Source organism: Magnetospirillum sp. 15-1, assembly GCF_900184795.1.
Taxonomy (GTDB): Bacteria; Pseudomonadota; Alphaproteobacteria; order Rhodospirillales; family Magnetospirillaceae; genus Phaeospirillum.
This window is the reverse complement of the sequence record NZ_FXXN01000021.1, coordinates 122,050-146,536: the sequence shown is the minus strand read 5'-3', so window position 1 is coordinate 146,536 and position 24,487 is coordinate 122,050. Positions and strand designations below refer to the sequence as shown.

General features: G+C 66.7%; 23 protein-coding genes. 17 read left to right on the top strand and 6 right to left on the bottom strand.

All coding sequences use genetic code 11. The features are described 5' to 3' along the window. Positions 1 to 115: 115 nt before the first annotated feature. From pal to folP, 5 genes are all read left to right on the top strand, one after another. Positions 116 to 604 carry a peptidoglycan-associated lipoprotein Pal gene (gene pal / locus CP958_RS07655; RefSeq protein ID WP_096701385.1) on the top strand — a complete coding sequence of 163 codons (489 nt, stop codon included), beginning with the start codon at positions 116 to 118 and terminating at the stop codon, positions 602 to 604. Between the two features lie 170 nt (positions 605 to 774). Further along, positions 775 to 1,770 (top strand): tol-pal system protein YbgF, encoded by a 996-nt coding sequence (gene ybgF / locus CP958_RS07650; RefSeq protein WP_242442795.1) that lies wholly within the window; start codon positions 775 to 777, stop codon positions 1,768 to 1,770. After that, the gene (tilS, locus tag CP958_RS07645) at positions 1,767 to 3,128 is read left to right on the top strand and encodes a tRNA lysidine(34) synthetase TilS (protein ID WP_096701383.1); all 1,362 of its coding nucleotides are present in this window, start codon (positions 1,767 to 1,769) and stop codon (positions 3,126 to 3,128) included. The genes ybgF and tilS overlap by 4 nt, the downstream gene beginning before the upstream one ends. A gap of 42 nt (positions 3,129 to 3,170) precedes the next feature. Next, on the top strand, positions 3,171 to 5,090 hold the full coding sequence (gene ftsH, locus CP958_RS07640) for an ATP-dependent zinc metalloprotease FtsH (protein ID WP_096701382.1): 1,920 nt from the start codon (positions 3,171 to 3,173) through the stop codon (positions 5,088 to 5,090). After that, on the top strand, positions 5,083 to 6,234 hold the full coding sequence (folP, locus tag CP958_RS07635) for a dihydropteroate synthase (protein ID WP_242442794.1): 1,152 nt from the start codon (positions 5,083 to 5,085) through the stop codon (positions 6,232 to 6,234). The genes ftsH and folP overlap by 8 nt, the downstream gene beginning before the upstream one ends. Here the strand turns inward: folP and CP958_RS07630 are convergent. After that, positions 6,231 to 6,755 carry a DUF4405 domain-containing protein gene (locus tag CP958_RS07630; RefSeq protein WP_242442793.1) on the bottom strand — a complete coding sequence of 175 codons (525 nt, stop codon included), beginning with the start codon at positions 6,753 to 6,755 and terminating at the stop codon, positions 6,231 to 6,233. The two genes, folP and CP958_RS07630, sit on opposite strands and share 4 nt — an antisense overlap. Before the next feature lie 293 nt (positions 6,756 to 7,048). Between CP958_RS07630 and CP958_RS07625 the strand changes: the two genes are divergently transcribed. The 3 genes from CP958_RS07625 (at position 7,049) to glmM (ending at position 9,407) form a co-directional block, all read left to right on the top strand. Next, positions 7,049 to 7,558: a hypothetical protein gene (locus CP958_RS07625; RefSeq protein WP_141400457.1), complete on the top strand. Its 510-nt coding sequence runs from the start codon at positions 7,049 to 7,051 to the stop codon at positions 7,556 to 7,558. A 9-nt stretch (positions 7,559 to 7,567) separates the two neighbouring features. Beyond that, entirely contained in the window at positions 7,568 to 7,918 is a 351-nt protein-coding gene (locus tag CP958_RS07620) for a hypothetical protein (RefSeq protein WP_096701380.1), read from the top strand. A 133-nt stretch (positions 7,919 to 8,051) separates the two neighbouring features. Then, a complete protein-coding gene (gene glmM, locus CP958_RS07615; protein WP_096701379.1) occupies positions 8,052 to 9,407 on the top strand; it encodes a phosphoglucosamine mutase in 1,356 nt (451 codons plus the stop codon). A gap of 45 nt (positions 9,408 to 9,452) precedes the next feature. Here the strand turns inward: glmM and CP958_RS07610 are convergent, their stop codons facing one another. Further along, positions 9,453 to 9,644, bottom strand: coding sequence for a hypothetical protein (locus CP958_RS07610; RefSeq protein WP_096701378.1), 192 nt, complete (start codon positions 9,642 to 9,644; stop codon positions 9,453 to 9,455). A 190-nt stretch (positions 9,645 to 9,834) separates the two neighbouring features. Between CP958_RS07610 and thiD the strand changes: the two genes are divergently transcribed. Next, entirely contained in the window at positions 9,835 to 10,647 is an 813-nt protein-coding gene (thiD, locus tag CP958_RS07605; RefSeq protein WP_096701377.1) for a bifunctional hydroxymethylpyrimidine kinase/phosphomethylpyrimidine kinase, read from the top strand. Here the strand turns inward: thiD and CP958_RS07600 are convergent. Both CP958_RS07600 and CP958_RS07595 read right to left on the bottom strand, forming a co-directional pair. Beyond that, on the bottom strand, positions 10,604 to 12,409 hold the full coding sequence (locus CP958_RS07600) for an ATP-binding protein (RefSeq protein WP_096701376.1): 1,806 nt from the start codon (positions 12,407 to 12,409) through the stop codon (positions 10,604 to 10,606). The two genes, thiD and CP958_RS07600, sit on opposite strands and share 44 nt — an antisense overlap. Next, positions 12,399 to 13,190, bottom strand: coding sequence for a YkgJ family cysteine cluster protein (locus CP958_RS07595; RefSeq protein ID WP_096701375.1), 792 nt, complete (start codon positions 13,188 to 13,190; stop codon positions 12,399 to 12,401). The genes CP958_RS07600 and CP958_RS07595 overlap by 11 nt, the downstream gene beginning before the upstream one ends. Positions 13,191 to 13,353: 163 nt before the next feature. Here CP958_RS07595 and CP958_RS07590 point away from each other — a divergent pair, with 163 nt between their 5' ends. From CP958_RS07590 to CP958_RS07565, 6 genes are all read left to right on the top strand, one after another. Beyond that, entirely contained in the window at positions 13,354 to 14,532 is a 1,179-nt protein-coding gene (locus CP958_RS07590; protein ID WP_096701374.1) for a phosphoserine transaminase, read from the top strand. 72 nt (positions 14,533 to 14,604) lie between these two features. Then, a complete protein-coding gene (gene serA, locus CP958_RS07585; protein WP_096701373.1) occupies positions 14,605 to 16,185 on the top strand; it encodes a phosphoglycerate dehydrogenase in 1,581 nt (526 codons plus the stop codon). Positions 16,186 to 16,383: 198 nt separating this feature from the next. Further along, positions 16,384 to 17,529, top strand: coding sequence for an ATP phosphoribosyltransferase regulatory subunit (locus CP958_RS07580; RefSeq protein ID WP_096701372.1), 1,146 nt, complete (start codon positions 16,384 to 16,386; stop codon positions 17,527 to 17,529). A gap of 10 nt (positions 17,530 to 17,539) precedes the next feature. Then, a complete protein-coding gene (locus CP958_RS07575; protein WP_096701371.1) occupies positions 17,540 to 18,829 on the top strand; it encodes an adenylosuccinate synthase in 1,290 nt (429 codons plus the stop codon). 91 nt (positions 18,830 to 18,920) lie between these two features. Beyond that, entirely contained in the window at positions 18,921 to 21,005 is a 2,085-nt protein-coding gene (locus CP958_RS07570) for a serine/threonine-protein kinase (RefSeq protein ID WP_096701370.1), read from the top strand. 67 nt (positions 21,006 to 21,072) lie between these two features. Then, complete coding sequence (locus CP958_RS07565; RefSeq protein ID WP_096701369.1) at positions 21,073 to 21,573, top strand: acyl-CoA synthetase; 501 nt, start codon at positions 21,073 to 21,075, stop codon at positions 21,571 to 21,573. Between the two features lie 69 nt (positions 21,574 to 21,642). Here CP958_RS07565 and rpoH read toward each other — a convergent pair whose 3' ends face one another. Continuing rightward, positions 21,643 to 22,533, bottom strand: coding sequence for an RNA polymerase sigma factor RpoH (gene rpoH, locus CP958_RS07560; protein WP_096701368.1), 891 nt, complete (start codon positions 22,531 to 22,533; stop codon positions 21,643 to 21,645). A gap of 127 nt (positions 22,534 to 22,660) precedes the next feature. Then, positions 22,661 to 23,632: an RluA family pseudouridine synthase gene (locus CP958_RS07555; protein ID WP_096701453.1), complete on the bottom strand. Its 972-nt coding sequence runs from the start codon at positions 23,630 to 23,632 to the stop codon at positions 22,661 to 22,663. Between the two features lie 39 nt (positions 23,633 to 23,671). On the opposite strand from CP958_RS07555, the gene CP958_RS07550 reads away from it, so the two are divergent. Next, complete coding sequence (locus CP958_RS07550; protein ID WP_141400456.1) at positions 23,672 to 24,001, top strand: hypothetical protein; 330 nt, start codon at positions 23,672 to 23,674, stop codon at positions 23,999 to 24,001. 9 nt (positions 24,002 to 24,010) lie between these two features. Next, the gene (locus CP958_RS07545; protein WP_096701366.1) at positions 24,011 to 24,481 is read left to right on the top strand and encodes a M67 family metallopeptidase; all 471 of its coding nucleotides are present in this window, start codon (positions 24,011 to 24,013) and stop codon (positions 24,479 to 24,481) included. The last annotated feature ends 6 nt before the right edge of the window (positions 24,482 to 24,487 follow it).

Here is a 24,487-nt window from a genome sequence, read left to right as displayed (position 1 = left end):
CCATCGCTAACGGTGTCACTGGTGGGGCGTGTCGTCCTTGATTGGACGGCACGTAATCTCTAAGGTCCGATCTTAATATCCATTCCCGCGTCGCATTGAGGGGGAGTCCTCAAATATGAAACTGCGTTTCCTGACCATCGTTGCCGCCGCCGCTCTGCTGGCTGCTTGCGAATCCGCTCCGTCCGATACCGGTGCCAAGGGCGGCGCCGGCCAGACTTCGCCGGCCGTCGCCAGCTCGGGCATCGTGAAGGGTTCGAAGGAAGATTTCGTCGCCAATGTCGGTGACCGCGTCTTCTTCGACTTCGACAAGTCCAACCTGCGCGCTGATGCCAAGGCCACCCTGGACAAGCAGGCTGCTTGGCTGAAGGCCTACCCGAACTACTCGCTGACCATCGAAGGTCATGCCGACGAGCGCGGCACCCGCGAGTACAACTTGGCTCTGGGTGAGCGTCGTGCCAACTCGGTGGCCGAGTACCTGAAGGCCGCCGGCGTCGCCGCCGCTCGCGTCAAGACCGTCTCCTACGGCAAGGAGCGCCCCGTCGCTCTGGGCTCGAACGAGGCCGCTTGGTCGCAGAACCGTCGTGGCGTGACCGTCCTGAACTAATCAGGCCGTTTACGGACGAAAAGAATGGGGCGCCTGCCCCTCGCTTCGGCGAGGGCAGGCGCCTTATTCTTTTTTAGCTCCTTTCCATCGGGGTACTCCGCCGCCTTGCTCTTGCCTTGTTCGCGTTCAATAGTCATTCTTCCGCATCCGTTTCGAAGATGAGGTTGGTCGTGCGCCGTTTCCTCCTATCCACCGCCTTGTCGGCCCTGCTGGTCGGCGCAGCCCTGGTGTCTCCCGCCTCGGCGCAGAGCGACACCCGCGCGCTTTACGACCGCATCGAGCGGCTGGAGCGCGACCTGATGACCCTGCAGCAGCAATCGGCGCGGGGGGGCACCACGGTGGTGCGCTCCAACGACGGCAGCGTGGCGGGCTCCATGGCGTCGCGCCTGGAGGACCGCATCAACGAGTTGGAGGACGCCAACCGCTTCCTGACCGGCAAGATCGAGGAGGCCAATTTCAAGGCCTCGCAATTGGCCAAGCAGTTGGAGCGCATGCAGGCCGACATCGACCTGCGATTCAAGGATATCGAAGGTGGCAAGGGCGGCCAGGGCTCGTCCGCGCAGCAACAGGGCATGAGCATGCCCGCCCCCTCGGCCCCCGCCACCACGCCCAGCGGCGCACCGGTCTTGATTCCGCCCAAGGGCGTGCATGCCGGCGCCAATTCCGCCGATAACGACGGTCCGGCCCCCGGTCCCCAGAACCTGGGGTCCATGCCGGCCAAGGACCTGAAGAAAGGCGAGGCCCAGGCCCAGCAACAGGCCGCCAAGGCCGCGCCCAAGGACCCGCAGACCGCCTATGAGGAAGCCTACGCCCTGGCCCAGAAGGGTGATTACGACGGGGCGGAGCAGGGCTTCCAGGCCTTCCTCAAGGCCCATCCCAACCATCAGCTAGCCGGCAACGCCCAGTATTGGCTGGGCGATATCGCCTTCTCGCAGCGCAAGGACTTCGCCGCCTCGGCCAAGCTGTTCGGCGAGGCCTACAAGAAGTACCCGACCCATACCAAGGCCCCCGACATGCTCTACAAGCTGGGCGCTTCGTTCGGCCAGCTTCAGATGAAGGATCAGGCCTGCCGCACCTATGCCCTGCTGTTCGCCGAGCATCCCGGCATGGCCGACCGCATCAAGCGGGCCGCCACCGGCGACAAGCAGCGCCTGGGCTGCAAGTGACCGATTCATCGGAGAGCGGGCGGAGTGCCCGCGCTCCGGTGACCGGTGACGATTTTTCCCGTCTGATGGCGCCCCTGGGGCCATTCGAGGCCGCCCCCCGCCTGAGTGTGGCGGTGTCGGGCGGCGCCGATTCCCTGGCTTTGGCCCTGCTGGCCGCCCAGTGGGCGCGGGAAAGGGGCGGGGAGGTGCTGGCCCTGACCGTGGACCACCGCCTGCGTGCGGATTCCTCCGCCGAAGCCGAACGGGTGGGGGCGTGGCTGGCGGCGGCCGGTATCGCCCACCGTGTCCTGGCCTGGGAGGAGGCGAAGCCCGGCTCCGACATCCAGGCGGCGGCCCGCGCCGCCCGCTACCGCCTGCTGGGCGAGGCCTGCGCCGCCCGGGGCATCCTGCATCTGCTGCTGGCCCATCACCGGGACGATCAGGCGGAGACGCTGCTGCTGCGCCTGGGGCGCGGTTCGGGGCTCGGGGGCCTGTCGGCCATGGCGGCGGAGCGCCCGACACCCTGGGGTCGGCTGCTGCGCCCGCTGTTGCCGGTGCCCCGCGCCCGGCTGGAGACCACCTTGCGCCTGCGGGGCCAGGAGTGGATCGACGATCCCTCCAACCGCAGCGATGCTTTCGCCCGGGTGCGGCTGCGCCGGCTGGCCGGCGACCTGGCCGCCGAGGGGCTGACGGCGGAACGCCTTGCCGCCACCGCCGGGCGGCTGAGCCGTGCCCAGGCGGCCATCGATGCCATGGTGGCCGAGGCGGCGGCCAGCCATGTGGACCTGGACCCGGCCGGTTATGCCCGTCTGCGCCGCCCCGCCGCCCTGGCCGCTCTGCCCGACGAGGTGGGGTTGCGCCTGCTGGCCCGCCTGCTGCTGGCGGTGGGCGGCGAGGCCTATACGCCGCGCCTGGAGCGGCTGGAACGCCTTCATGCCTCGCTGATCGGCGGCCTGGATGCGGCGCGGACCCTGGCCGGCTGCTGGGTCGTGCCGCTGGGCGATTGGGTGGTGGTGTGTCGCGAGCCGGCCCGGATGGAACCGCCGCTGGAATTGTCGCCGGGGGCCCGTATCCGCTGGGACGGGCGCTTCGAGGCGGTGGTGGCGCCGGATGCGCCGCCGGGGCTGCGCCTGGGGGCTTTGGGGCCGGAGGGACGGCGCAAGGTGGCGGCTTCCATGGGGCGAACACGGCCCGAGCCGGTTCCCGCCTGCGTAATCCCCACTTTACCCGGCCTTTACGATGAGCGGGGTATTCTCGCGGCGCCGCACCTCGGCTATAACCGGGAAGGTGCCGCTCGGGTACTGGTCGGTTTACGCGCCGCGCCGACCCACGTTCTGACCGTTTCCGCTTGTGCCGGCGGGAATCGGCATTATCTGTAGACGACACGTACCGGCAGAGCACTAGACGGGAAGGACGCGACCTTGAATTTCAGCAAGAACCTGGCGTTGTGGGTCATCATCGCCGTGCTGCTGGTGATGCTCTTCAATCTGTTCCAGGCGTCCTCGCCGCCGCGCGGTCCGGGCCAGACTTCCTATTCCGAATTCCTGTCCGACGTGGATCGCGGCGCCATCGCCGACGTGACCATCCAGGGCAGCGTGGTCAACGGCCACTTCACCGACGGACGGCCCTTCACCACCTACATGCCGCAGGACGTCAACGTCGTCGACAAGCTGCGCAATCACAATGTGCGCATCACGGCGGTGCCGCCCTCCGACGACGCTCCCACCCTGTGGAGCGTGCTGGTGTCGTGGTTCCCCATGCTGCTGCTGATCGGCGTCTGGGTGTTCTTCATGCGCCAGATGCAGGGCGGTGGCGGCAAGGCCATGGGCTTCGGCAAGTCCCGCGCCCGCCTGCTGACCGAAAAGACCGGCCGCGTCACCTTCGAGGACGTGGCGGGCATCGACGAGGCCAAGCAGGAGCTCGAGGAAATCGTCGAGTTCCTCAAGGACCCGCAGAAGTTCCAGCGTCTGGGCGGCAAGATTCCCAAGGGCTGCCTGCTGGTCGGCCCGCCCGGTACGGGTAAGACCCTGCTGGCCCGCGCCATCGCCGGTGAGGCCAACGTGCCGTTCTTCACCATCTCGGGCTCCGACTTCGTCGAGATGTTCGTCGGCGTCGGCGCGTCGCGTGTCCGCGATATGTTCGAGCAGGGCAAGAAGAACGCTCCGTGCATTATCTTCATCGACGAGATCGACGCGGTCGGCCGCCATCGCGGTGCCGGCCTGGGCGGCGGCAACGACGAGCGCGAGCAGACGCTGAACCAGTTGCTGGTGGAGATGGACGGCTTCGAGTCCAACGAGGGCGTCATCCTGATCGCCGCCACCAACCGTCCCGACGTGCTCGACCCGGCCTTGCTGCGTCCCGGCCGCTTCGACCGCCAGGTGGTGGTGCCCAATCCCGACATCCTGGGCCGCGAGAAGATCATCAAGGTCCATATGCGCAAGGTGCCGCTGGCTCCCGACGTGGATGCCCGCATCATCGCGCGCGGCACGCCCGGTTTCTCCGGCGCCGATCTCGCCAATCTGGTCAACGAAGCGGCCTTGTTGGCGGCGCGCGCCGGCAAACGCGTGGTGACCATGTCCGACTTCGAGTCCGCCAAGGACAAGGTCATGATGGGCGCCGAGCGCCGCTCCATGGTGATGAGCGAGGACGAGAAGAAGCTCACCGCCTATCACGAGGCCGGACATGCCCTGGTGATGATGCACGTGCCGGCGCACGAGCCGTTGCACAAGGTGACCATCATTCCGCGTGGCCGTGCCCTGGGCCTGACCATGTCCCTGCCCGAGCGCGACCGCTATTCCCTGTCGCTACGCCAGATCAAGTCGATGATCGCCTCGTTCTTCGGCGGCCGCGTGGCGGAGGAGATGATCTTCGGCCTGGACGCGGTGACCACCGGCGCGTCCAACGACATCCAGCGCGCCACCGACCTGTCGCGCAAGCTGGTGACCGAGTACGGCTTCTCCGAGAAGCTGGGGCCGCTGCGCTACAACGACAATCAGGAGGAAATCTTCCTCGGCCATTCGGTGACCCAGCACAAGAACGTGTCGGAAGCCACCGCCAGCCTGATCGATTCCGAGGTGCGCCGCTTCGTCGAGGAGGGCGAGAACACCGCCCGCGACATCCTGGCCAAGTATCGCGCCGAGCTGGAGATCATCGCCAAGGGCCTGCTGGAATACGAGACCCTGTCCAAGGACGAGATCGACGCCCTGATCCGTGGCGAGGCCATCAGCCGCGGCGACAACGGCGACTACCGCCCCAAGGAGCCGCCGCGCCGCTCGTCGGTGCCCAGCTCGGGTCCCGGCAGCCGTCCCGGCTACGACCCGGAGCCCCAGCCCGGTGCCTGAGGCTTCCATCTCCTCCGCCTTTACCCGAAGCCCCGCTCTCCCGCGGGGCTTCGATGTCTCGGGGGGCGGTCTTCATCTGCTGCCCGCCGGTCTGGTGTGGGGTGAACAGGCCGCCGCCGCGGTGATCGCCGGCAATGGCTGGCCCCTGGCCGACGGCTGGGCCGCCTTCACCGCCCTGGGCGTGGTTACCCGCCGGGCGGCGGGCGGGGCCGATCTGGCCGTCGCCTCCTTCGCCGAGGTGGTGGACTGGGCCGAAGGCGAGGACCCCGCCTTGGCCCGTCTGGTGGCCGAGACCGTCCATCGCATGGGGGCGAAGCGCAAGCCGTGGGGCGGTCTGGACATGGACCGGCCGCGCATCATGGGCATCGTCAACGTGACGCCCGACAGCTTTTCCGATGGCGGCGAGGCGTTCGAGACCGAGGCCGCCGTGGCGCGCGGCCTCGCCTTGGCCGAGGCGGGAGCCGAGATCATCGACGTGGGCGGCGAATCCACCCGCCCCGGCGCCGATCCGGTCAGCCCCGAGGAAGAGACACGCCGCGTCCGTCCCGTGGTACACGCCCTGGCCGAACGGGGCCTCTGCGTTTCCATCGATACCCGCCATGCCCGCGTGATGGCGGCGGCGGTGGAGGCGGGGGCCAGGATCATCAATGACGTCACCGCCCTGCTGGGCGATCCGGATTCCCTCAAGGTGGCGGCCCGGAGCGGCGCCGATCTCTGCCTGATGCACATGCAGGGCGACGACCCCCGCACCATGCAGGCGGCGCCGGTCTACGCCTGCGCCCCGTTGGACGTCTTCGACCATCTGGCCGAACGGGTGAACGAGTGCGAGGCGGCCGGTATCGCCCGCGACAGGATCTGCCTCGACCCCGGCATCGGCTTCGGCAAGACGCCGGAGCACTGCGCCCAGGTCATGGGCTCGCTTGCCCTGCTGCACGGGCTGGGCCTGCCGCTGCTGCTGGGCGTCAGCCGCAAGAGCTTCGTCGCCCGGCTCAGCAAGGGCGAGGCGGCCCGCGACCGCCTGCCCGGCACCCTGGCGGCCAATCTGGCCGGACTGGATGCCGGATATCAGGTGCTGCGCGTCCACGACGTCGCCGAGACGGCGCAGGCTCTCGCCATCTGGCAGGCCATGCGGGTGGGAGCCTAATCCCTCGGCAATTGCGGCGGCAGAGGCGGCAGGATGGTGGAGAACAGCTCACCCGGCTGCCTGTGATGGAACGACGCCAGGACGGCGAGCGTGTCGCCGGGCTCGGCGCTGATGCCGGCCTGCCGCAGGCGGGCCAGGACGGCGTTCGTATTGCTGCCGATGGCTGGGGCCAGCTGGAAAATGGGTGCCCGCTCCATGGCCCGCGCCAGCCGGATCAGCGGATTGCCCGGCGGCCTGGGCGGGGCCAGGGCGATGAACGCCGCGACGCCCATGGCGATGGCGCCCGCCAGGATATGGAGCGAGGGCTGGCGCAGCATCTGGGCGAAAGAGCCGCGATGGCGGATCACGTGCAGGATCGCCAGGGCGGCGAAAGCCATGCCCAGCCATTCATGAATGGCTTCCACCGCCCCCTTGGTCAGGCGGAAGAACAGGATCACCCCGGTGACGCCGACCGCAACGGACAGGACGGCGGTGCCGGGGGTGGCGTAGCGGCGCAGCGCGCTGTCGAGACACTTCATCATTCCCTCTCGGTCCATAACTGACCGGCGCAGGCTAGGCCCGGGCGGTAACGCCCGTATGTCGGCTTTGTCGCGGCTGTGTATGAGAGTGTATCAATTCTCTTGATTGTTACTGTTCGTGATCAATTATGATTTTTGATAGTAGTTATAGTATTTTGCGCTTCTGATGAGAGAATAAAAACGTGGAAAATCATTCTTTGATTCGCTAGGGTGACGTGGTGCGTGATGGGCGCACATCAGCAAAAATTCGGTTTTTGATCTTGGTATCGCCCAGACCCTGAGCTGAGGAGGGAGTCATGCAACAAGATCGGAAAGTGGCGCGGCCTGCGCCTATAATTCTTGTTATGATTGTGGTGTCCTTTATGCTGTCCGCCTGCGCGGTCAGGTTGGCGCCAGACTACGACGAGGGTGTCGTCGGGAAGCTCAACGCGATCAATGAAAAGCTGTCCATATATTTTGTCTCGTTCAATGACGCGGCGACCTACGACTCGCGAAAGGGCTTCTACGACGATGGTGCCGGCCAAGTGATGGCGTTGGTCACCGGGCTGAAGGCTCGGCCGATGCCGCAGCCAATCCTTCTCGATTGGCTTGGCGGCAGTCAGGTGGACAAGAGGGTGGCGGAAATCGCAAAGAACTCCGCGGCGCCCAGCATCGGTGCGATGGAAGATACCTTGAAGCAGATCACGTATCTGAGGGACGAGGACAAAGCCGGCAAATTGACCCGCGCCAAAGTGACCCTGACCCAGGGAGTGGTGGAGGCATTCATGATCGACGCCTTGACCTATGAAATGGCGCTGAAACGGTAGGAGGCTGCGATGAGTACCATTGATCCGGGTAAGATTTTCTCCGATGTGATCGCGGCCGCCAACGCGGCGGTATCGGGCGACATCACCAAAATGGGGGGCTATGCCGAGGCCAAGTTGCGGGCCATGGCCAAGCAGGCGTCCATGATCGGCACCTACTACGCGTCGAAGCTGATCGACGATTCCGATCTGCCGCATTTCCTGGATGGGCTGGAGGATATGGCCACCAGCTTCCTGAGGACTCTTGTGGGATTGATCCGCATCCAGATCGAAAAGGCCTGGAACGCCATCGTCGGCGTCCTTTGGGGCGCCATCGAGGCCGCGACGGGCGGCGTTCTCCAACTGGCCAAGCCCGGAGCCTGACGGTCCGAACTCCTTTGACGCTTCATACAAAGGAGCATCAAGGGGAGAGGGGACCCCATCCCCCTTTCCCCTTCCCCTTCCCGCGTCGTCCTGCTATCCAATCCCTCTTTCGGGCAAAGGGATAGGCAACGGGATGACGCGCAAGCTGTTCGGCACCGACGGGATCAGGGGCACCGCCAATACCGACCCCATGACCGCCGAGACGGCCATGAAGCTGGGTATGGCGGCGGGAAAGCACTTTACCCGCGGCGACCACCGCCATGTGGTGGTGATCGGCAAGGATACCCGCCTGTCGGGCTATCTGCTGGAACCGGCGCTGACGGCGGGTTTCATTTCGGTGGGCATGGACGTGGTGCTGCTGGGGCCGCTGCCCACTCCGGCCGTGGCCATGCTGACGCGGTCCATGCGCGCCGATCTGGGGGTGATGATCTCGGCGTCGCACAATCCCTATCAGGACAACGGTATCAAGCTGTTCGGCCCCGACGGCTTCAAGCTCTCCGACGAGGACGAGCTGACCATCGAGGCCTCCATGTTCAATGGCCTGGAATCCTGTCGCGTCGGGTCCGATCATCTGGGCCGCGCCAAGCGTCTGGACGACGCGGTGGGCCGCTACATCGAATACGCCAAGTATACCTTCCCGCGCGGCCTGCGGCTGGACGGCCTGAAGATCGTGGTCGATTGCGCCAACGGCGCCGCCTACAAGGTGGCTCCCACCGTGCTGTGGGAATTGGGCGCCGAGGTGATCCCGGTGGCGGTCAATCCCGACGGCTTCAACATCAACAAGGGCTGCGGCTCGCTGCACACCGAGACCATGCGCGAGCAGGTGGTGGCCCATGGCGCCCATCTGGGCATCGCGCTGGACGGTGACGCCGACCGGGTGGTGCTGTGCGACGAGCAGGGCCATATGATCGACGGCGACCAGCTGATGGCGCTGATCGGCGATCTGTGGCACCGCTCGGGCCAACTGAGGGGCGGCGGCATCGTCGCCACGGTGATGTCCAATCTGGGGCTGGAGCGCTTCCTGAGCCAGCGGGGACTGAAGACCATCCGCACGGCGGTGGGCGATCGCTACGTGCTGGAGCACATGCGCCGCGAAGGCTTCAACGTCGGCGGCGAACAGTCGGGCCATATTATCCTGTCCGACCATTCCACCACCGGCGACGGTCTGGTGGCGGGGCTGCAGGTGCTGGCGGCGCTGGTCCAGTCGGGCAAGCCGGCCAGCGAGATGCTGCGCCTGTTCATGCCGCTGCCCCAGGTGCTGAAGAATGTGCGGGTCGCCAAGGGCTCGGTGGCCGATGTGCTGGCCGCCCCGGCGGTCGCCGCGGTCATCAGGGAGGCCGAGGCCAGATTGGACGGCAAGGGCCGTCTGCTGATCCGCAAGTCGGGGACCGAGCCGTTGATCCGGGTGATGGCCGAGGGTGAGGACGAGGCCCTGGTCGAGGCCACCGTCGACGGCATCGTGGAAACCATCCGCCAGGCGGCGGGCTGAGGATACAGAAAAGGGGGCTTCTGCCCCCTTGCCGATCCGTAGGTCCTAGGCCGCGGCCGTCGCGGCTTCGGAGCCGAAGCGTTCCACCACCCGGCTCATGGTCTTGGCGATGTCCGGGCACAGCCGGGTCAGGCGTTCGGCCAATTCACGGGCGCGGTCGGTGTCCACCGGATGGCCGGCGACTTCCGCCTCGAGAATCTCGGCAAGCTGATCGATTTCTTCCCATCTGTACTGCATGACGTGCCTCGTGGGATGTGTAACGATGCTTTCGTATAGGCGAATATACGCACCCATATTGCGCCGCACAAGAGGGTGAACACCCGATTTTGCCTGTGGCTACAAAATGTCACCCAGATGCAGTGTATGGATGCCCCCATTAAAAATGTGTCAAAAGCATTAAATCTCTCGGTTGAAATGGAGTGCCGCCATGCGAGGAAGGGTTCTGATCGTCGCCGGGTCGGATTCGGGCGGTGGCGCCGGCATCCAGGCCGACATCAAGGCTGTGACCTGCCTGGGGGGCTTCGCCGCCACGGCGGTGACGGCACTGACCGCCCAGAACACCCATGGGGTGACCGGTATCCACGAGGTGCCGCCCGATTTCGTGCGGGCACAGATGGAGGCGGTGCTAAGCGATATCGGCGCCGATTGCATCAAGACCGGCATGCTGGCCTCGGCCGCCATCGTCGGGGCGGTGGCTGATGCCCTGGCGGCGCTGGCCCCCCTTGTGCCGCTGGTGCTCGATCCGGTGATGGTCGCCAAGGGTGGTGCCGCCTTGCTGGAGGGCAGCGCCGCCGGGGCGCTGATCAAGCGGCTGGTGCCGCGTGCCCGTCTGCTGACCCCCAACATTCCCGAGGCCGAGGTTCTGCTGGGCCGTTCCATCGGAGGCGTGGCCGACATGGAGCGGGCCGCCCTCGATCTGCTGGCCCTGGGGCCCCGGGCGGTGCTGCTCAAGGGCGGGCATCTGGAGGGGGATGATCTGGTGGACGTGCTGGCCGAGGCCGGCGGTGGCCTCCGCCGTTATGTGGGGCGGCGTATCGCCACCCGCTCGACCCACGGCACCGGCTGCACCCTGGCGTCCGCCATCGCCGCCGGGCTGGCCCAGGGCATGGACTTGGGCCAGGCGGTGGAGCGGGCGAGGGCCTATCTGGTGCGCGCCATCGAGACGGCGCCCGGCTTAGGGAGCGGCCACGGTCCCCTCAACCATGGGCATCCGCTGGAGGCGCGCCCAGGGTGCGGATGATGGAGCGGGTCAGCAGCTGAAAATCCACCGGCTTGACCAGTTGGTCGTTCATGCCGGCGGCGATGCACAACTCGCGGGCCGAGGCGAAGCCGTGGGCGGTCAGGCCGATGATGGGCAACTCGTCGCGGCTCAAATGGGCGCGGATGGCCCGCGTGGCGTCCAGGCCGCTCATCTGGGGCATTTCCATGTCCATCAGGATCAGGTCGGGCCGCTGAGCCGGGTCCAGCGCCCGGGGCACCACCTGGGTGCCGTTGTCCACGCGGATGACCTCGATGCCGTTCATGCCGAGGAATTCGGAATAGATTTCGGCCAGTTGCGGATTGTCCTCGGCCAGCAGCACGCGGCGCCCGGCCAGAGCCTTGAAATCCGGGGACTGGACGGCCTCGGCGCTTTCGGTTTCCGCCAGGGCCGCCATGGCGGGGGCAAGGCCCAGCAGGGCCGAGAAGCGGAAGACGCTGCCCTGGCCCGGCCTTGATTCCACGGTGATCTCGCCGCCCATCATTTCAACCAGGGTGCGGCACACCGACAGCCCCAGCCCGGTGCCGCCGTAACGCCGCGTGGTGGAGCCGTTACCCTGGGTGAAGGGCTCGAAGATGGCTTCTAGCCGATCGGCGGGGATGCCGATCCCCGAATCCGCCACCTCGCATTCCAGCAGCAGGCTGATGTCGTCGATGGGCAGGGTGCGGATATTGACGCGGATGGTGCCCCGGTTGGTGAACTTGACGGCGTTACCCACCAGATTGATGAGAATCTGCCCCAGCCGCAGGGCGTCCCCCACCAGATGGACGGGCGAGCCCTCGGCCCGCTGGATGGACAGCGCCACTCCCTTGTCCTCGGCCAGCGGGCGGGTCAGATCCGCCACATGGCCCAGAACTTCGTCCAGGTCGAAGGGGGCGAGGTCGAGGGCGTATTTGCCCGCCTCGATGCGCGAGATGTCCAGGATGTCGTCGACGATGGCCAACAGGTGACGGGCTGCCCGCCCCACCTTGGGCAGCATCGTCCTGGCGCGGGCCAGGGTCGGGGCCATGACGGCCAACTGCACGAAGCCCAGGATGGAGGCGATGGGGGTGCGCAACTCGTGGCTCATCACCGCCAGGAAGTCCGACTTGGCGCGGTTGGCGCTTTCGGCTTCGGCGGTGGCCCGACGCAAATCCCCGATCAGCCGCTCGTTCTCGAAGCGCAGACGGATGGACTGGGCCAGCACCCGCTCGGCGGCGCGGCACGACAGGGTCACCACCACCAGGAAGACCGCCGCCATCACCGCCAGAATCTCCATCATCCGCTCGCCCGACATGGCGACGGGAATGATGAAGCCGGAAATGGTCGGCAGGGCGAAGGCCATCTGGCCGGGGAAATAGGCGGACAGACTGGCCAGCGACGCCGCCGTCAGCCCGGTCAGGATCACGGCGATGAACAGGGCGTGGGTGGAATCGTGGGCGGTAAAGGCGGCCAGTCCGAAAATCAGCCACATGCCGCCCGACAGCGCCAGGTTGAAGGCCATGTAAGGCCCCCAGAAATCCGGGCGCCTGTCACGGTCGGCGACCTTCCAGTAGAAGCGCACCATAACCAGGCGGAGCGCCGCAACCGCCACGAAGGCCCCGGCCCACCACCAGACCATCTCGCCCGCCACCGGCGCGGCGCCCAGGGCGGCCAGCAGGGCGATGGCGGTCCCGGTCAACGCGGTGAAGGGCAGGTTGCGGGCCAGCACGCGGACCTGTTCGGCCCTTACCCTGGTATCGATGGAGACGGGCTCAGCGCCCATGGCCCCTGGCCTTCTTGCCCTTGCCGCCTCCCAGCCTCTTCACCGGCGGGAACCAGTCGTGCAGGCGGACTTCGGCGGGAAAGACCGCCTCGCCCCGCCACCAGCGCTGTGCCGCGTCGGGGCGGTCGATGACGGCTTTCAGCGCCGGGACGAAATCGACGCCGGGGCAGTCGCGGCCGGCCATGTGCAGGGGATGGGCCAGACCGAATACCGCGCCGTCGAACACGTCCTTGGGCTGCTGCTGGAATTCCGGGCTGGGGGCGGGGCCGAACAGCGGCGCGTCCAGCTTGGCGAAGGTGGACATGCACCAGCGGACGTCCACCTGATAGGCGCCCCGGCACTTCATGGGCCGCAGATCGTAGATGGAGCAGGCATTGTCTTCCAGGAAGACGCAGGGCCGTCCGGAATTCCAGGCCCTCAGTCGCTCGATCAGCGGCGCCGCGCCGGGGCGGTCGCGCAGGGCTTGGGCGATGTAGAGCACCTCGGTGACCGTGGCGCCCACCCGCTGATGGCAGCACCAGCCGCAGCCCTTGGAGCAGCCGGCGGGTCTGGTGCCCAGCGCGAAGGCCGGGGTGGCGCGCACCGACGCCCACAGCCCCTCGGCATAGGCCTGGGCCTCGCCCACCGCCGCGATGACCGCTTCCGGCCCCTTGGACAAGGCGGCGCCTATCAGATGGCGCACCGCCTCGAACGAGGCGTCGCGGATGGGCGAGGTGCCGTTCCCCGACGCGGTCGAGGTCATGGCGCGGAGTGCGGCGGCGGCGTCGAAAGGAGTATTCATCACCGCCAGGATAACAAGGCGGCGGGTGGGGCGCCATCACCGGCAAGGAATATGCGCGCCGGATAAATGCTTGATTGCGAATCCCCCTTCGCCCTCATACACTCCGCCCGGGCCACGGTCCCCCAACGGGCCGCGTCCCTTCTGCGAGGGAGGGTTACATCCTATGACCGAAGTTTCGAAGCCGGCTGCCAAGCCCGCCAATCCCAATTTCTCTTCCGGCCCCTGCGCCAAGCGACCCGGTTGGACGGTCGACGCGCTCAAGGACACGCCTGTCGGCCGGTCGCACCGCGCCAAGATCGGCAAGACCAAGCTGGAAGAGCTGATCAACCGTACCCGTTCGGTGCTGGGCATTCCCGCCGATTACCGTATCGGCATCGTTCCCGCGTCCGATACCGGCGCCGTCGAGATGGCCATGTGGTCGCTGCTCGGTGCCCGGGGCATCGACGCCCTGGCCTGGGAAAGCTTCGGCGAGGGCTGGGTGACCGACATCACCAAGCAGCTCAAGATCGAAGACACCCGAGTGTTCAAGGCGCCCTACGGCACCCTGCCCAATCTGGCCGAGGTGGATTGCGACCGCGACGTGGTGTTCACCTGGAACGGCACCACCGGCGGCGTCCGCATCCCCAACGGCGACTGGATCAAGTCGGACCGCAAGGGCCTGACCATTTGCGACGCCACCAGCGCGGTGTTCGCCATGGACATGCCCTGGGACAAGCTGGACGTGGTCACCTGGTCCTGGCAGAAGGTGCTGGGCGGTGAAGGCGCGCACGGCATGCTGGTGCTCAGCCCCCGCGCCGTCGAGCGGCTGGAGACCTACAAGCCGTCCTGGCCGCTGCCCAAGATCTTCCGCATGACCAAGGGCGGCAAGCTGATCGAAGGCATCTTCAAGGGCGAGACCATCAACACGCCCTCCATGATCGCCGTGGAAGACCAGATCGACGCCCTGAAGTGGGCCGAGTCCATCGGCGGCCTCAAGGCCCTGATCGCCCGCTCGGAAGCCAACCTCAAGGCCGTGCAGTCCTGGCTGGACAAGTCCGCCTGGGCCGCCAACCTGGCCGACGATGCCAAGGTGCGCTCCTGCACCTCCATCTGCATGATCGTCAAGGCGCCGTTCTTCGCCAAGCTGTCCCCTGACGATCAGGCGGCGGCGGCCAAGAAGATCGTCACCCTGCTCGACAAGGAAGGGGTGGCCTACGACATCGGCGCCTATCGTGACGCTCCCGCCGGCCTGCGGGTCTGGGGCGGCGCCACGGTGGAAACCAGTGACGTGGAAAAGCTTCTGCCCTGGCTGGACTGGGCCTTCGCCCAGGTCAAGGCCGAGTTCGAGCCCAAGGTCTCCTAAACCAAAAACACCGTGAACCGGGCGCCGCTTTTTTAAAAAGGCGGCGCCCGAACTCCATGTGAGGAAGCCCAGATGCCCAAGGTTCTCATCAGCGACAAGTTGAGCCCCGCCGCCGTCCAGATCTTCAAGGATCGCGGCATTGAAGCCGACGTGAAGACCGGTCTCGCTCCCGACGAGCTGAAGGCCATCATCGGCCAGTACGACGGTCTGGCCATCCGCTCCAACACCAAGGTCACCACCGAGATCCTGGCCGCCGCCACCAACCTGAAGGTTGTCGGCCGCGCCGGTATCGGCGTCGACAACGTGGACGTGCCCGCCGCCACCGCGCGCGGCATCGTGGTGATGAACACCCCGTTCGGCAATTCCATCACCACCGCCGAGCACGCCATCGCCATGATGTTCGCCCTGGCCCGCGAGATTCCGCAGGCCGACGCCAGCACCCACGCCGGCAAGTGGGAGAAGAACCGCTTCATGGGCGTCGAACTGACCGGCAAGGTGCTGGGCATCGTCGGCTGCGGCAATATCGGCGCCATCGTCGCCGACCGGGCGCAGGGACTGCGCATGCGCGTCATCGCCTATGATCCCTTCCTGTCGGTGGAACGCGCCAAGGAACTGAACGTCGAGAAGGTGGAACTGGACGAGCTGTTCCCCCGCGCCGACTTCATCACGCTCCACACGCCGCTGACCGACGCCACCCGCAACATCATCGACGCCAAGGCCATGGCCAAGATGAAGAAGGGCGTGCGCATCATCAATTGCGCCCGTGGCGGTCTGGTGGTCGAGGAAGACCTGCTGGCGGCCCTGGAATCCGGTCAGGTGGCCGGTGCCGCGCTGGACGTGTTCAAGACCGAGCCCGCCAAGGAAAATGCCCTGTTCGGCAATCCGAAGGTGGTCTGCACCCCGCATCTGGGCGCCTCCACCTCGGAAGCGCAGGAGAACGTCGCCCTGCAGGTGGCCGAGCAGATGGCCGACTACCTGCTGACCGGCGCCGTCACCAACGCGCTCAACATCCCGTCGGTGTCGGCCGAGGACGCGCCCAAGCTGCGCCCCTACATGACTCTCGCCAACCAGATCGGCAGCTTCGCCGGCCAGTTGACCGAGACCGGCATCAAGGACGTCAAGATCGAGTATCTCGGCCATGTGGCGTCGCTCAACACCAAGCCGCTGACCGCCATGGTCCTCGAGGGGCTGTTGAAGCCCATGAACGAGGCGGTCAACATGGTCAACGCTCCCGTCGTGGCCAAGGAGCGCAACATCAAGGTGTCCGAGGTCAAGACCGAGAGCGAGGGTGACTACCACACCCTGATCCGCCTGACCGTCACCACCGACAAGCGCGAGCGCTCGGTGGCCGGAACCCTGTTCGGCGGCGACAAGGCCCGCGTGGTGGAGATCAAGGGCATCTCCATCGAGGCCGAGCTGGGCCAGAACATGCTCTACGTCACCAATCAGGACAAGCCGGGCTTCATCGGCGCCCTGGGCACCCTGCTGGGCGCCAACGGCGTCAATATCGCCACCTTCCATCTCGGCCGGTCCGAGGCGGGCGGCGACGCCATCCTGCTGACCCAGGTGGATCAGCCGGTCTCCAACGACCTGCTGGAGAAGGTCCGTGCTCTGCCGCAGGTGGTGCAGGCCAAGTTCCTGACCTTCGCCTGATCCTCGGGTCCGAGGCATAAGGGGGAGCGGCGGCCCTGGTGCCACCGCTCCTTTTCCTTGCCCGGCAAAGGAATCCGTCAAGGCCATCCGCAATTGTGTTTGCCCCTGGGGGCCAAACGCGATACATCGGCAGATGCCAGATAACCGGGCGGGTGTCCCTCGGACGCTCCTCCCTTGTTCCAGGTTGCGACATCACAGATGACCGAGTCCGCCAATCGGGCCCTGCTGCCCGCCGGCCTGCGCGACATGCTGCCCCCCGACGCGGAGTTCGAAGCTTCCGTCGTCCACAGCCTCATGAGTCACTTCGCCCGCCAGGGCTATGACCGGGTCAAGCCGCCGCTGATCGAATTCGAGGAAAGCCTGCTGGACGGTGCCGGCGGCGGGACCTCGTCCCAGACCTTCCGGGTCATGGACCCCATGAGCCAGAAGATGATGGGGCTGCGCGCCGACATGACGCCGCAGGTGGCCCGTATCGCCGCCACCCGCCTGGGGAGCCAGCCCCGGCCGTTGCGCCTGTCCTATGCCGGGCAGGTGCTGCGGGTAAAGGGTACCCAGCTGCGTCCCGAGCGCCAGTTCGGCCAGGCCGGCATCGAGCTGATCGGCTCGGACGCCGCCGCCGCCGACGCCGAGGTTCTGGTGATGACCGCCGAGGTCCTGGCCGAGCTGGGCGTGCCCGGCGTTTCCGCCGATCTGGCCTTGCCCACCCTGGTTCCTGCGATTTTCGCCGCCTTTGGTATCGCCGGCGAGACGGCCGAACGCCTGCGCGCCGCCCTCGACCACAAGGACAGCGCCATGGTCGCCGCCACCGGTGGACCGGCCGCACCGCTGCTGCAGGCGCTGATCGCCGCCGCCGGTCCGGCCGAACGTGCCCTGGTGCGCCTTTCCGCCATCGATCTGCCGCCCGCCGCCGCCGCCGAGCGTGAGCGTCTAACCCGGGTGGTGGAACTGGTTGCCGCCGATCTGCCGACCCTGACGCTGACCGTCGATCCGGTGGAAAATCGCGGCTTCGAGTATCATACCGGCCTCAGCTTCACCCTGTTCGCCCGCAATATCGGCGCCGAGCTGGGGCGCGGCGGGCGCTATCAGGGGGGCGGCGGCGAGCCGGCCACCGGCGCCACGCTGTTCATGGATTCGGTCCTGGCCGCCCTTCCCGGGCCGCGCCAGGCCAAGCGGCTGTTCGTGCCGGCGGGAACGCCCCGGGCCTGGGCCCAGGCGTTCCGTGCCCAGGGCTGGGTGACGGTTTCGGGGCTGGACCCCGCCGCCGATCCGCTGGTGGAAGCAAAGCGTCAGGGGTGCGGGCATCGCCTCGACTCCGACGGTATCGTTGACGTGGAATTAGGTTAGGGGACGAGTAATGGCGAACGTGGCTGTGGTCGGCGCCCAGTGGGGCGACGAGGGCAAGGGCAAGGTCGTCGATTGGCTGTCTGAGCGCGCCGACGTGGTGGTGCGCTTTCAGGGCGGTCATAACGCGGGTCATACCCTGGTCATCAACGGCGTGACCTACAAGCTGTCGCTGCTGCCCTCGGGCGTGGTGCGCGGCAAGCTCAGCATCATCGGCAACGGCGTGGTGATCGATCCCTGGGCCTTGCTGGCCGAGATCGAGCGCATCCGCGCGCAAGGAATCGACGTCACTCCCGACGTGCTGAAGATCGCCGAGAACGCCTGCCTGATCCTGCCGCTACACGCCCATCTGGATAAGGCGCGGGAAGAGGCCAGCGGCACCGCCAAGATCGGCACCACCGGCCGCGGCATCGGCCCGGCCTACGAGGACCGGGTGGGCCGTCGCGCCATCCGCGTCTGCGATCTGGCCGACAAGAAGGTGCTGGAAGCCAAGATCGAGACCCTGCTGCGCCACCACAACGCCTTGCTGCGCGGCCTGGGCGCCGCCGAGGTGGACGGCGCCGAACTGCTGGCCAAGCTGCTGGACGTGGCGCCCAAGATCCTGCCCTTCGCCGACGTGGTGTGGCAGCATCTGGACGAGGTCCGCCACACCAGGAAGCGCGTGCTGTTCGAGGGCGCCCAGGGCGCCATGCTCGACGTGGACCACGGTACCTATCCCTACGTCACCTCGTCCAATACCGTGTCGGGCAATGCCGGCACCGGCTCCGGCGTCGGTCCGGGGCAGGTGGGCTACGTCCTGGGCATCTGCAAGGCCTACACCACCCGCGTGGGCGAGGGGCCGTTCCCCACCGAGCTGTTCGACGAGATCGGCAAGAGCATCGGCGAGCGCGGCCACGAATTCGGCACCGTCACCGGCCGTCCGCGCCGCTGCGGCTGGTTCGATGCCGTCATGGTGCGCCAGGCGGTCAAGGTGGGCGGTATCACCGGCATCGCCCTGACCAAGCTCGACGTGCTGGACGGCTTCACCGAGTTGAAGATCTGCACCGGCTACAAGCTGGACGGCAAGGTGATCTCGCACTTCCCGGCCTCCATGACCGGTCAGGCCGAGGTGGAGCCCATCTACGAGGTGATCCCCGGCTGGTCGGAAAGCACCCGGGGCGTGCGCTCGTGGAAGGACCTGCCGGCCACCGCCATCAAGTATATCCGCCGCATCGAGGAACTGATCGAGGCGCCGGTGGCCTTGCTGTCCACCAGCCCCGAGCGCGAGGACAGCATTCTGGTCCACGATCCCTTCGCCACTTAATTTCGCAGGGACTTGATTGTAGGACGGCCTTTCCGCCTTTAGACTGAGAAACAGTCCGGCCCCAAACGGGGCCGGCCCATGGAAGGGGCAAATGTCGGAAATCGACGAGGCCGAGGTCGAGATCGATCCGGCCGAGGACGGTGATGGCGATGACGTCAAGGTGGAGGTGGTCAAGCAGACCGGCCCACCCGGGGTCCTGCGCGACCGCTACACTATCCGTTCCAACCAGCCTTTGCCCGAATTGTCGACGCCGTCGGCCGACGCCTTCGTCGCCGAGGACAAGCGTGATCCCAGCCGTGCCCTGTTCGGCCTGATCTGCAAGCCGGAACTGCCGCCCCGCGTCAACGCCATGCGGGCTCTGAAGGGCGTGTCGACGCCGGGCCTGATGCAACTGGTCGAGTGGGGGCCCATGAACTGGCCGCCCGCCGGCCGCCAGTGCATGACCGTTGTCTACGAGCGCCCGGCCGGCAACCGGGTGATGACCTCCGCCCGTTCCGACGTGCCGCGTATCGACGAGTACCAGATCACCAAGCGGGTGATCGAACCGTTGACCGCCGCGCTGAAGGAAATGGACTCGCGCGGCGTTCCCCACCGCTCTATCCGGCCGACCAACCTGTTTTACGCCGACAGCAACGGCGAACGCCTGGCCTTCGGCGATTGCGTCAGCGCCCCGCCGGCCTTCGATCAGCCCGTGCTGTTCGAGACCGTGGAATCGGGGATGTGCACCCCCATCGCCCGAGGAAGCGGCAATCATACCGAGGATTTCTACTCCCTGGGCGTCACCGTCGCCTTCCTGATTCTCGGCCGCAATCCGGTGGCGGGGCTTAGCGACGACGTCATCTTGGGCATGAAGATCCAGCAGGGCAGCTACAACATGCTGATCGGCGACGAGCGTCTGCCGCTGCCGATCATCGAATTGCTGCGCGGCCTGCTGTGCGACGACGGCGAGCAGCGCTGGGATGCCGAGGATCTGGACCTGTGGCTGTCGGGCCGGCGCATGTCGCCGCTGCAGCCCAGGGGCGAGAAGCGCGCGGCGCGCGGCTTCCCCTTCATGGGCAAGGAGTACTTCAACGGCCGCGAACTGTCCCAGGCCATGTCCAAGAACTGGGATCAGGCCATTCCGCCGGTGGTCGAAGGCAAGCTGGAGCTTTGGCTGCGCCGCGCCGTCGAGGACAAGGACAAGGCCAACGTGGTGGCCGAGGTGGTGCGCATGGCGCTCAACTCCACCACCGACAAGAAAAGCTCCACCGACCTGATGCTGTGCAAGGTCCTCATCTTGTTGGATCAGGCAGCCCCCATCCGCTACAAGGGCTTCAACGCCATGCCGGACGGCTTCGGCTCGGCCCTGGCGGCGGTGATGGCCAGCCGGGGCGATACCAGGCTGCTGACCGAGATCATCCTGCGCGAGGTGCCGCGCCTGTGGTTCGAGATGCGCGGTGAATACCAGCCCGACAACTCGCTGATGGAATCCAATTTCAAGGAATTGCGCTCGTATCTGTCCCAGACCGGCATGGGATACGGGTTGGAGCGCTGCCTGTACGAGTTGAACGATGCCCTGCCGTGTCAAAGCTCGCTACTGGGCGAGGAATACGTGGTCGAGGTCAAGGAATTGCTGCCGGCTCTGAACGTCGCGGCCTCCAAGCGCACCGACGGCAAGCAGATTCCCGTCGACCGTCACATCGCCGCCTTTCTCGGCGCCCGCATGCGCTCGGACATCGACCGCAACCTCACGGCGCTGAGCGACCCCAACCAGAGCGTCGCCATGATGGGGGCGCTCAACCTGTTCGCCGTGCTGCAATACCGCCTGGGGCCGGAATCCCTGCCGGGGCTGGCCGCCTGGGTCGGCGTGATGATCTCCCCCATCGTCCAGGGCTTCCATGGCCGTGAAAAGCGCCGGGAACTGGAAAAGGAAGTCCCCCGTCTGGTGCGCAAGGGCTCGGTGGTGGAAATCTACAACCTGCTGGAAAACGCCGAGGAGCGGGTGCGCGACGAGCAGGAATTCGCCTTCGCCCAGGCCCAGTACGCCGCCGCCGAGGAAGAGATCAAGCACATCATCACCGAGACCGAGGAGCGCGCCGCCGAGGCCGACAAGATCGGGCGCCAGACGGCGGCGGTCACCGGTATCATCGTCGCCATGATCACCGCCTCCATCGTGGTGATCTCGGCGGTTTTCTAAACGGATCGGCCTGACCTCGGGTGCTGCCGCATTGCCATTGGCGGTCGGTGATGCCATGCTTCGGCCCATGGCGAAGAAAATATCGGCAGTGGATCGGGCGCGGGCGACGGCGGCGGCGAAGAAAGCCGGCAGCGGCGGTGCGGTCGGCATCAACAAGGGCGTGGTCCTGATGGTTCTGGCCGCCCTGGTGCCGTTTTCGCTGCCCACCGTGGTGCTGGTGGGCTTCGGCATGCTGCCGACCCTGGCGTCGTGGGCCAGCGAGAAGGGGCCCAACAAGTATGCCTTCCTGTGTGTGGGCGGCCTCAATTTCGCCGGCGTATTTCCCTATCTGTTCAGCCTGTGGTTCGGCGTCCATACCCTGGACGAGGCCTTCCGCATGCTGACCGACCCCATCATGCTGATGACCGCCTACGGCTGCTCGGCCATCGGCTGGGGCATCTATGCCGGCATGCCGCCCATGGTGGCCAGCTATCTGGCGGCCAGCAGCCAGCGGCGGGTCAACAACCTCAAGGCGGCGCAGAAGAAGCTGATCGAGGATTGGGGCGACGAGGTCTCCAAGAAGGGCTGAGGCGGCGTTTCCGCACAGGAAAAAACCCCCGACCATCGGCCGGGGGTTTTTTTGTCGTCTCTCAATCCCTCATGCCCGGTTTTGGGCTTCCACCTGGACCGAGGCGGTCTTCACCGATTTCTGCAGCTTCTCGAAGGCCCGCACCTCGATCTGGCGCACTCTTTCCCGCGAGATGCCGTAGCGCTGCGAGAGGTCCTCCAGGGTGGCCGGGTCCTCGGTCAGGCGGCGCTGGATCAGGATGGCCCGCTCGCGGTCGTTGAGGGCGGCCAGGGCGCTGGTCAGCATCTGCCGGCGCTGGCCCAGCTCCTCGCGCTCGCCCAGTTCGGTCTCCTGGTCCTCGTGGTCGTCCACCAGCCAATCCTGCCATTCCCCCTCGCCCTCGGCGCGCACCGGCGCGTTCAGCGAGTGGTCGGGGCTGGACAGCCGCCGGTTCATGGTGATCACCTCGTCCTCGGTGACGTCCAGCTTGGTGGCGATCTTGGCCACGTTCTCGGCGGACATGTCGCCTTCCTCGATGGCCTGCATCTGGCCCTTGAGCTTGCGCAGGTTGAAGAACAACTTCTTCTGGGCAGCGGTGGTGCCCATCTTCACCAGCGACCAGGAATGCAGGATGTATTCCTGGATGGCGGCGCGGATCCACCACATGGCGTAGGTGGCCAGCCGGAAACCCCGTTCGGGGTCGAAGCGGCGCACCGCCTGCATCATGCCGACATTGCCTTCGCTGATCAGCTCGCCGAGCGGCAGGCCGTAACCGCGATAGCCCATGGCGATCTTGGCCACCAGCCGCAGATGGCTGGTCACCAGCCGGTTGGCCGAGGACAGGTCGCCGTGCTCGCGGAAGCGCTTGGCCAGGAGGTATTCCTCCTCGAGCGGCAGCATGGGGAACTTACGGATATCCTGCAGATAGCGCGTCAGATTGCCTTCGGGCGCGAGCGACAGACTGGAAGCGATTGCCGTCATGTCTCATCTCCTCTTACGGCGCGGAGGGTTTTCCCTCGTTTTCGGACCAACCCGTCAAGGGGGATCCGCCGTGCACCGGCTGATGGGATGATAATGTCATAGCTCGGAACTCAAGTATAGGAGTTTTTTATAGAACCTCTAAAATCTGGATCAATGCATTGATATCCAGCGGCATACCGCTTTCGAATCGGACGTCGTATCCTTTAGTAGGATGCGAAAAACCAAGTAGGTAGGCGTGGAGGGCCTGGCGGGGAAAGCCGCACAGGGCTTCTCGCGCCTCGGGTGGTAGGGTGGTCCGCTTGCTACTGCGAATGCGCCCATAGACGGGGTCGCCGATCAGGGGGTGACCCAGGGCGGTCATATGGACGCGGATCTGGTGGGTGCGGCCGGTGGCCAGACGGCATTCCACCAGACTGACGGCGCCGCCGGCAAAGCTCTTCAGCACCCGGTAGCGGGTCAGGGCGGGTTTGCCGCCGTTTTTGACCACCGCCATCTTCTTGCGGTCTTTGGGGTTGCGGCCGATATTGCCCTCGATCTCGCCCTGGCGGGGCGACGGCGTGCCCCAGACCAGAGCCCAGTAAGCCCGCTCCAGGGTGTGCTCGGCGAACTGGGCCGCCAGCCCCCGATGGGCGGCATCGGTCTTGGCGGCGACCAGCAGGCCGCTGGTGTCCTTGTCGATGCGATGCACGATGCCGGGGCGCCGGACGCCGCCGATGCCGGCCAGGGAATCGCCGCAATGGGCCAGCAGGGCATTGACCAGGGTCTCGTCGGGATTGCCGGGGGCGGGGTGGACCACCATGCCGGGCGGCTTGTCGATGACGATGAGGTCGTCGTCCTCGTAGACCACGGTAAGGGCGATGTCCTGGGCCTCGGGCTCGGCCGGGGCGTCGGGGGGTACCTCCACCACGAAGCTCTGGCCGGGTTTGACCCTGAGGGAGGCGTCGGATATGGTCGTGCCGTCCAGGCCGACCCGGCCGTCCTCGATCAGCCCCTTGATGCGGGTGCGCGAAAGCTCCGGCAGGCGAGTCGCCAGCCAGCGGTCCAGGCGGGTGCCGGCCTCCTCGGTCTCGACGGCGGAGGGGGTCAGGCGCAGGGACATGGGAATGTCCATCGATAAACAGGGATTGAAGCTGGGATCATGAGAGCGATCAAAGGGTTGGTGGTGTTCTTGGGGGTTCTGCTGCTGGCCGGCTTGGGCGTCCTTGGCTATGGGCTTTACAGCAAAGCGCCGGGGAAGGGAACGTCTTCGGCCATCTCGGGCCGTGCCGCCGCCGTGCCGGTCTCGGAATTCGGCCAACTGGCGGTGCCGGTTCCCGCCGGTTCGCGGATCGAACAGATGGTGGTGGCCGGCGAGCGGGTGGTGCTGCGCCTGACCGGCGGCGGGCCCGAGCGCATCCTGGTGCTCGACCCCGGCCAGGGCAAGGTGGCGGGCGGCTTCGTGCTGACCCCCGAACCGGCCGTCCGTTAGGCCCCGGCCATGCTGGTCCTCTCGGCGGAACAGATGGCCTCCATCGCCACCGCCGCCGAGGCCGCTTGGCCGGCCGAGGGCTGCGGCCTGCTGATCGGTAAGGGGCGGCGGGTCGTCACCGTTACCCGGATCATGGTCGCCGACAATCTTCTCAAGACCCAGGGCAATGATCGGTTCGAACTGGACCCGGTGGTCCGCTTCGCCGCCGAACGGTCGGTGCGCGGCACCGGCGAGCGGGTGATCGGCCACTGGCACTCCCACCCCGACGGCAGCGCCAAACCGTCGGCCACCGATCTGGCCCAGGCCTGGGAGCCGGAAATGATCTGGTTGATCGTCGGGATCGCCGCCGACGGCGACGGCCGCCCCCAGGCCATCCAGATGCAGGCCCACCGCCTGGACCGCGAGGCGGGAAAGATCTTTGCGGTCCGCATGGAAACGGCGGAAAAAAGAGCTTGCCAGGGGGCCGTCTTTCCGACATAAAGCGGG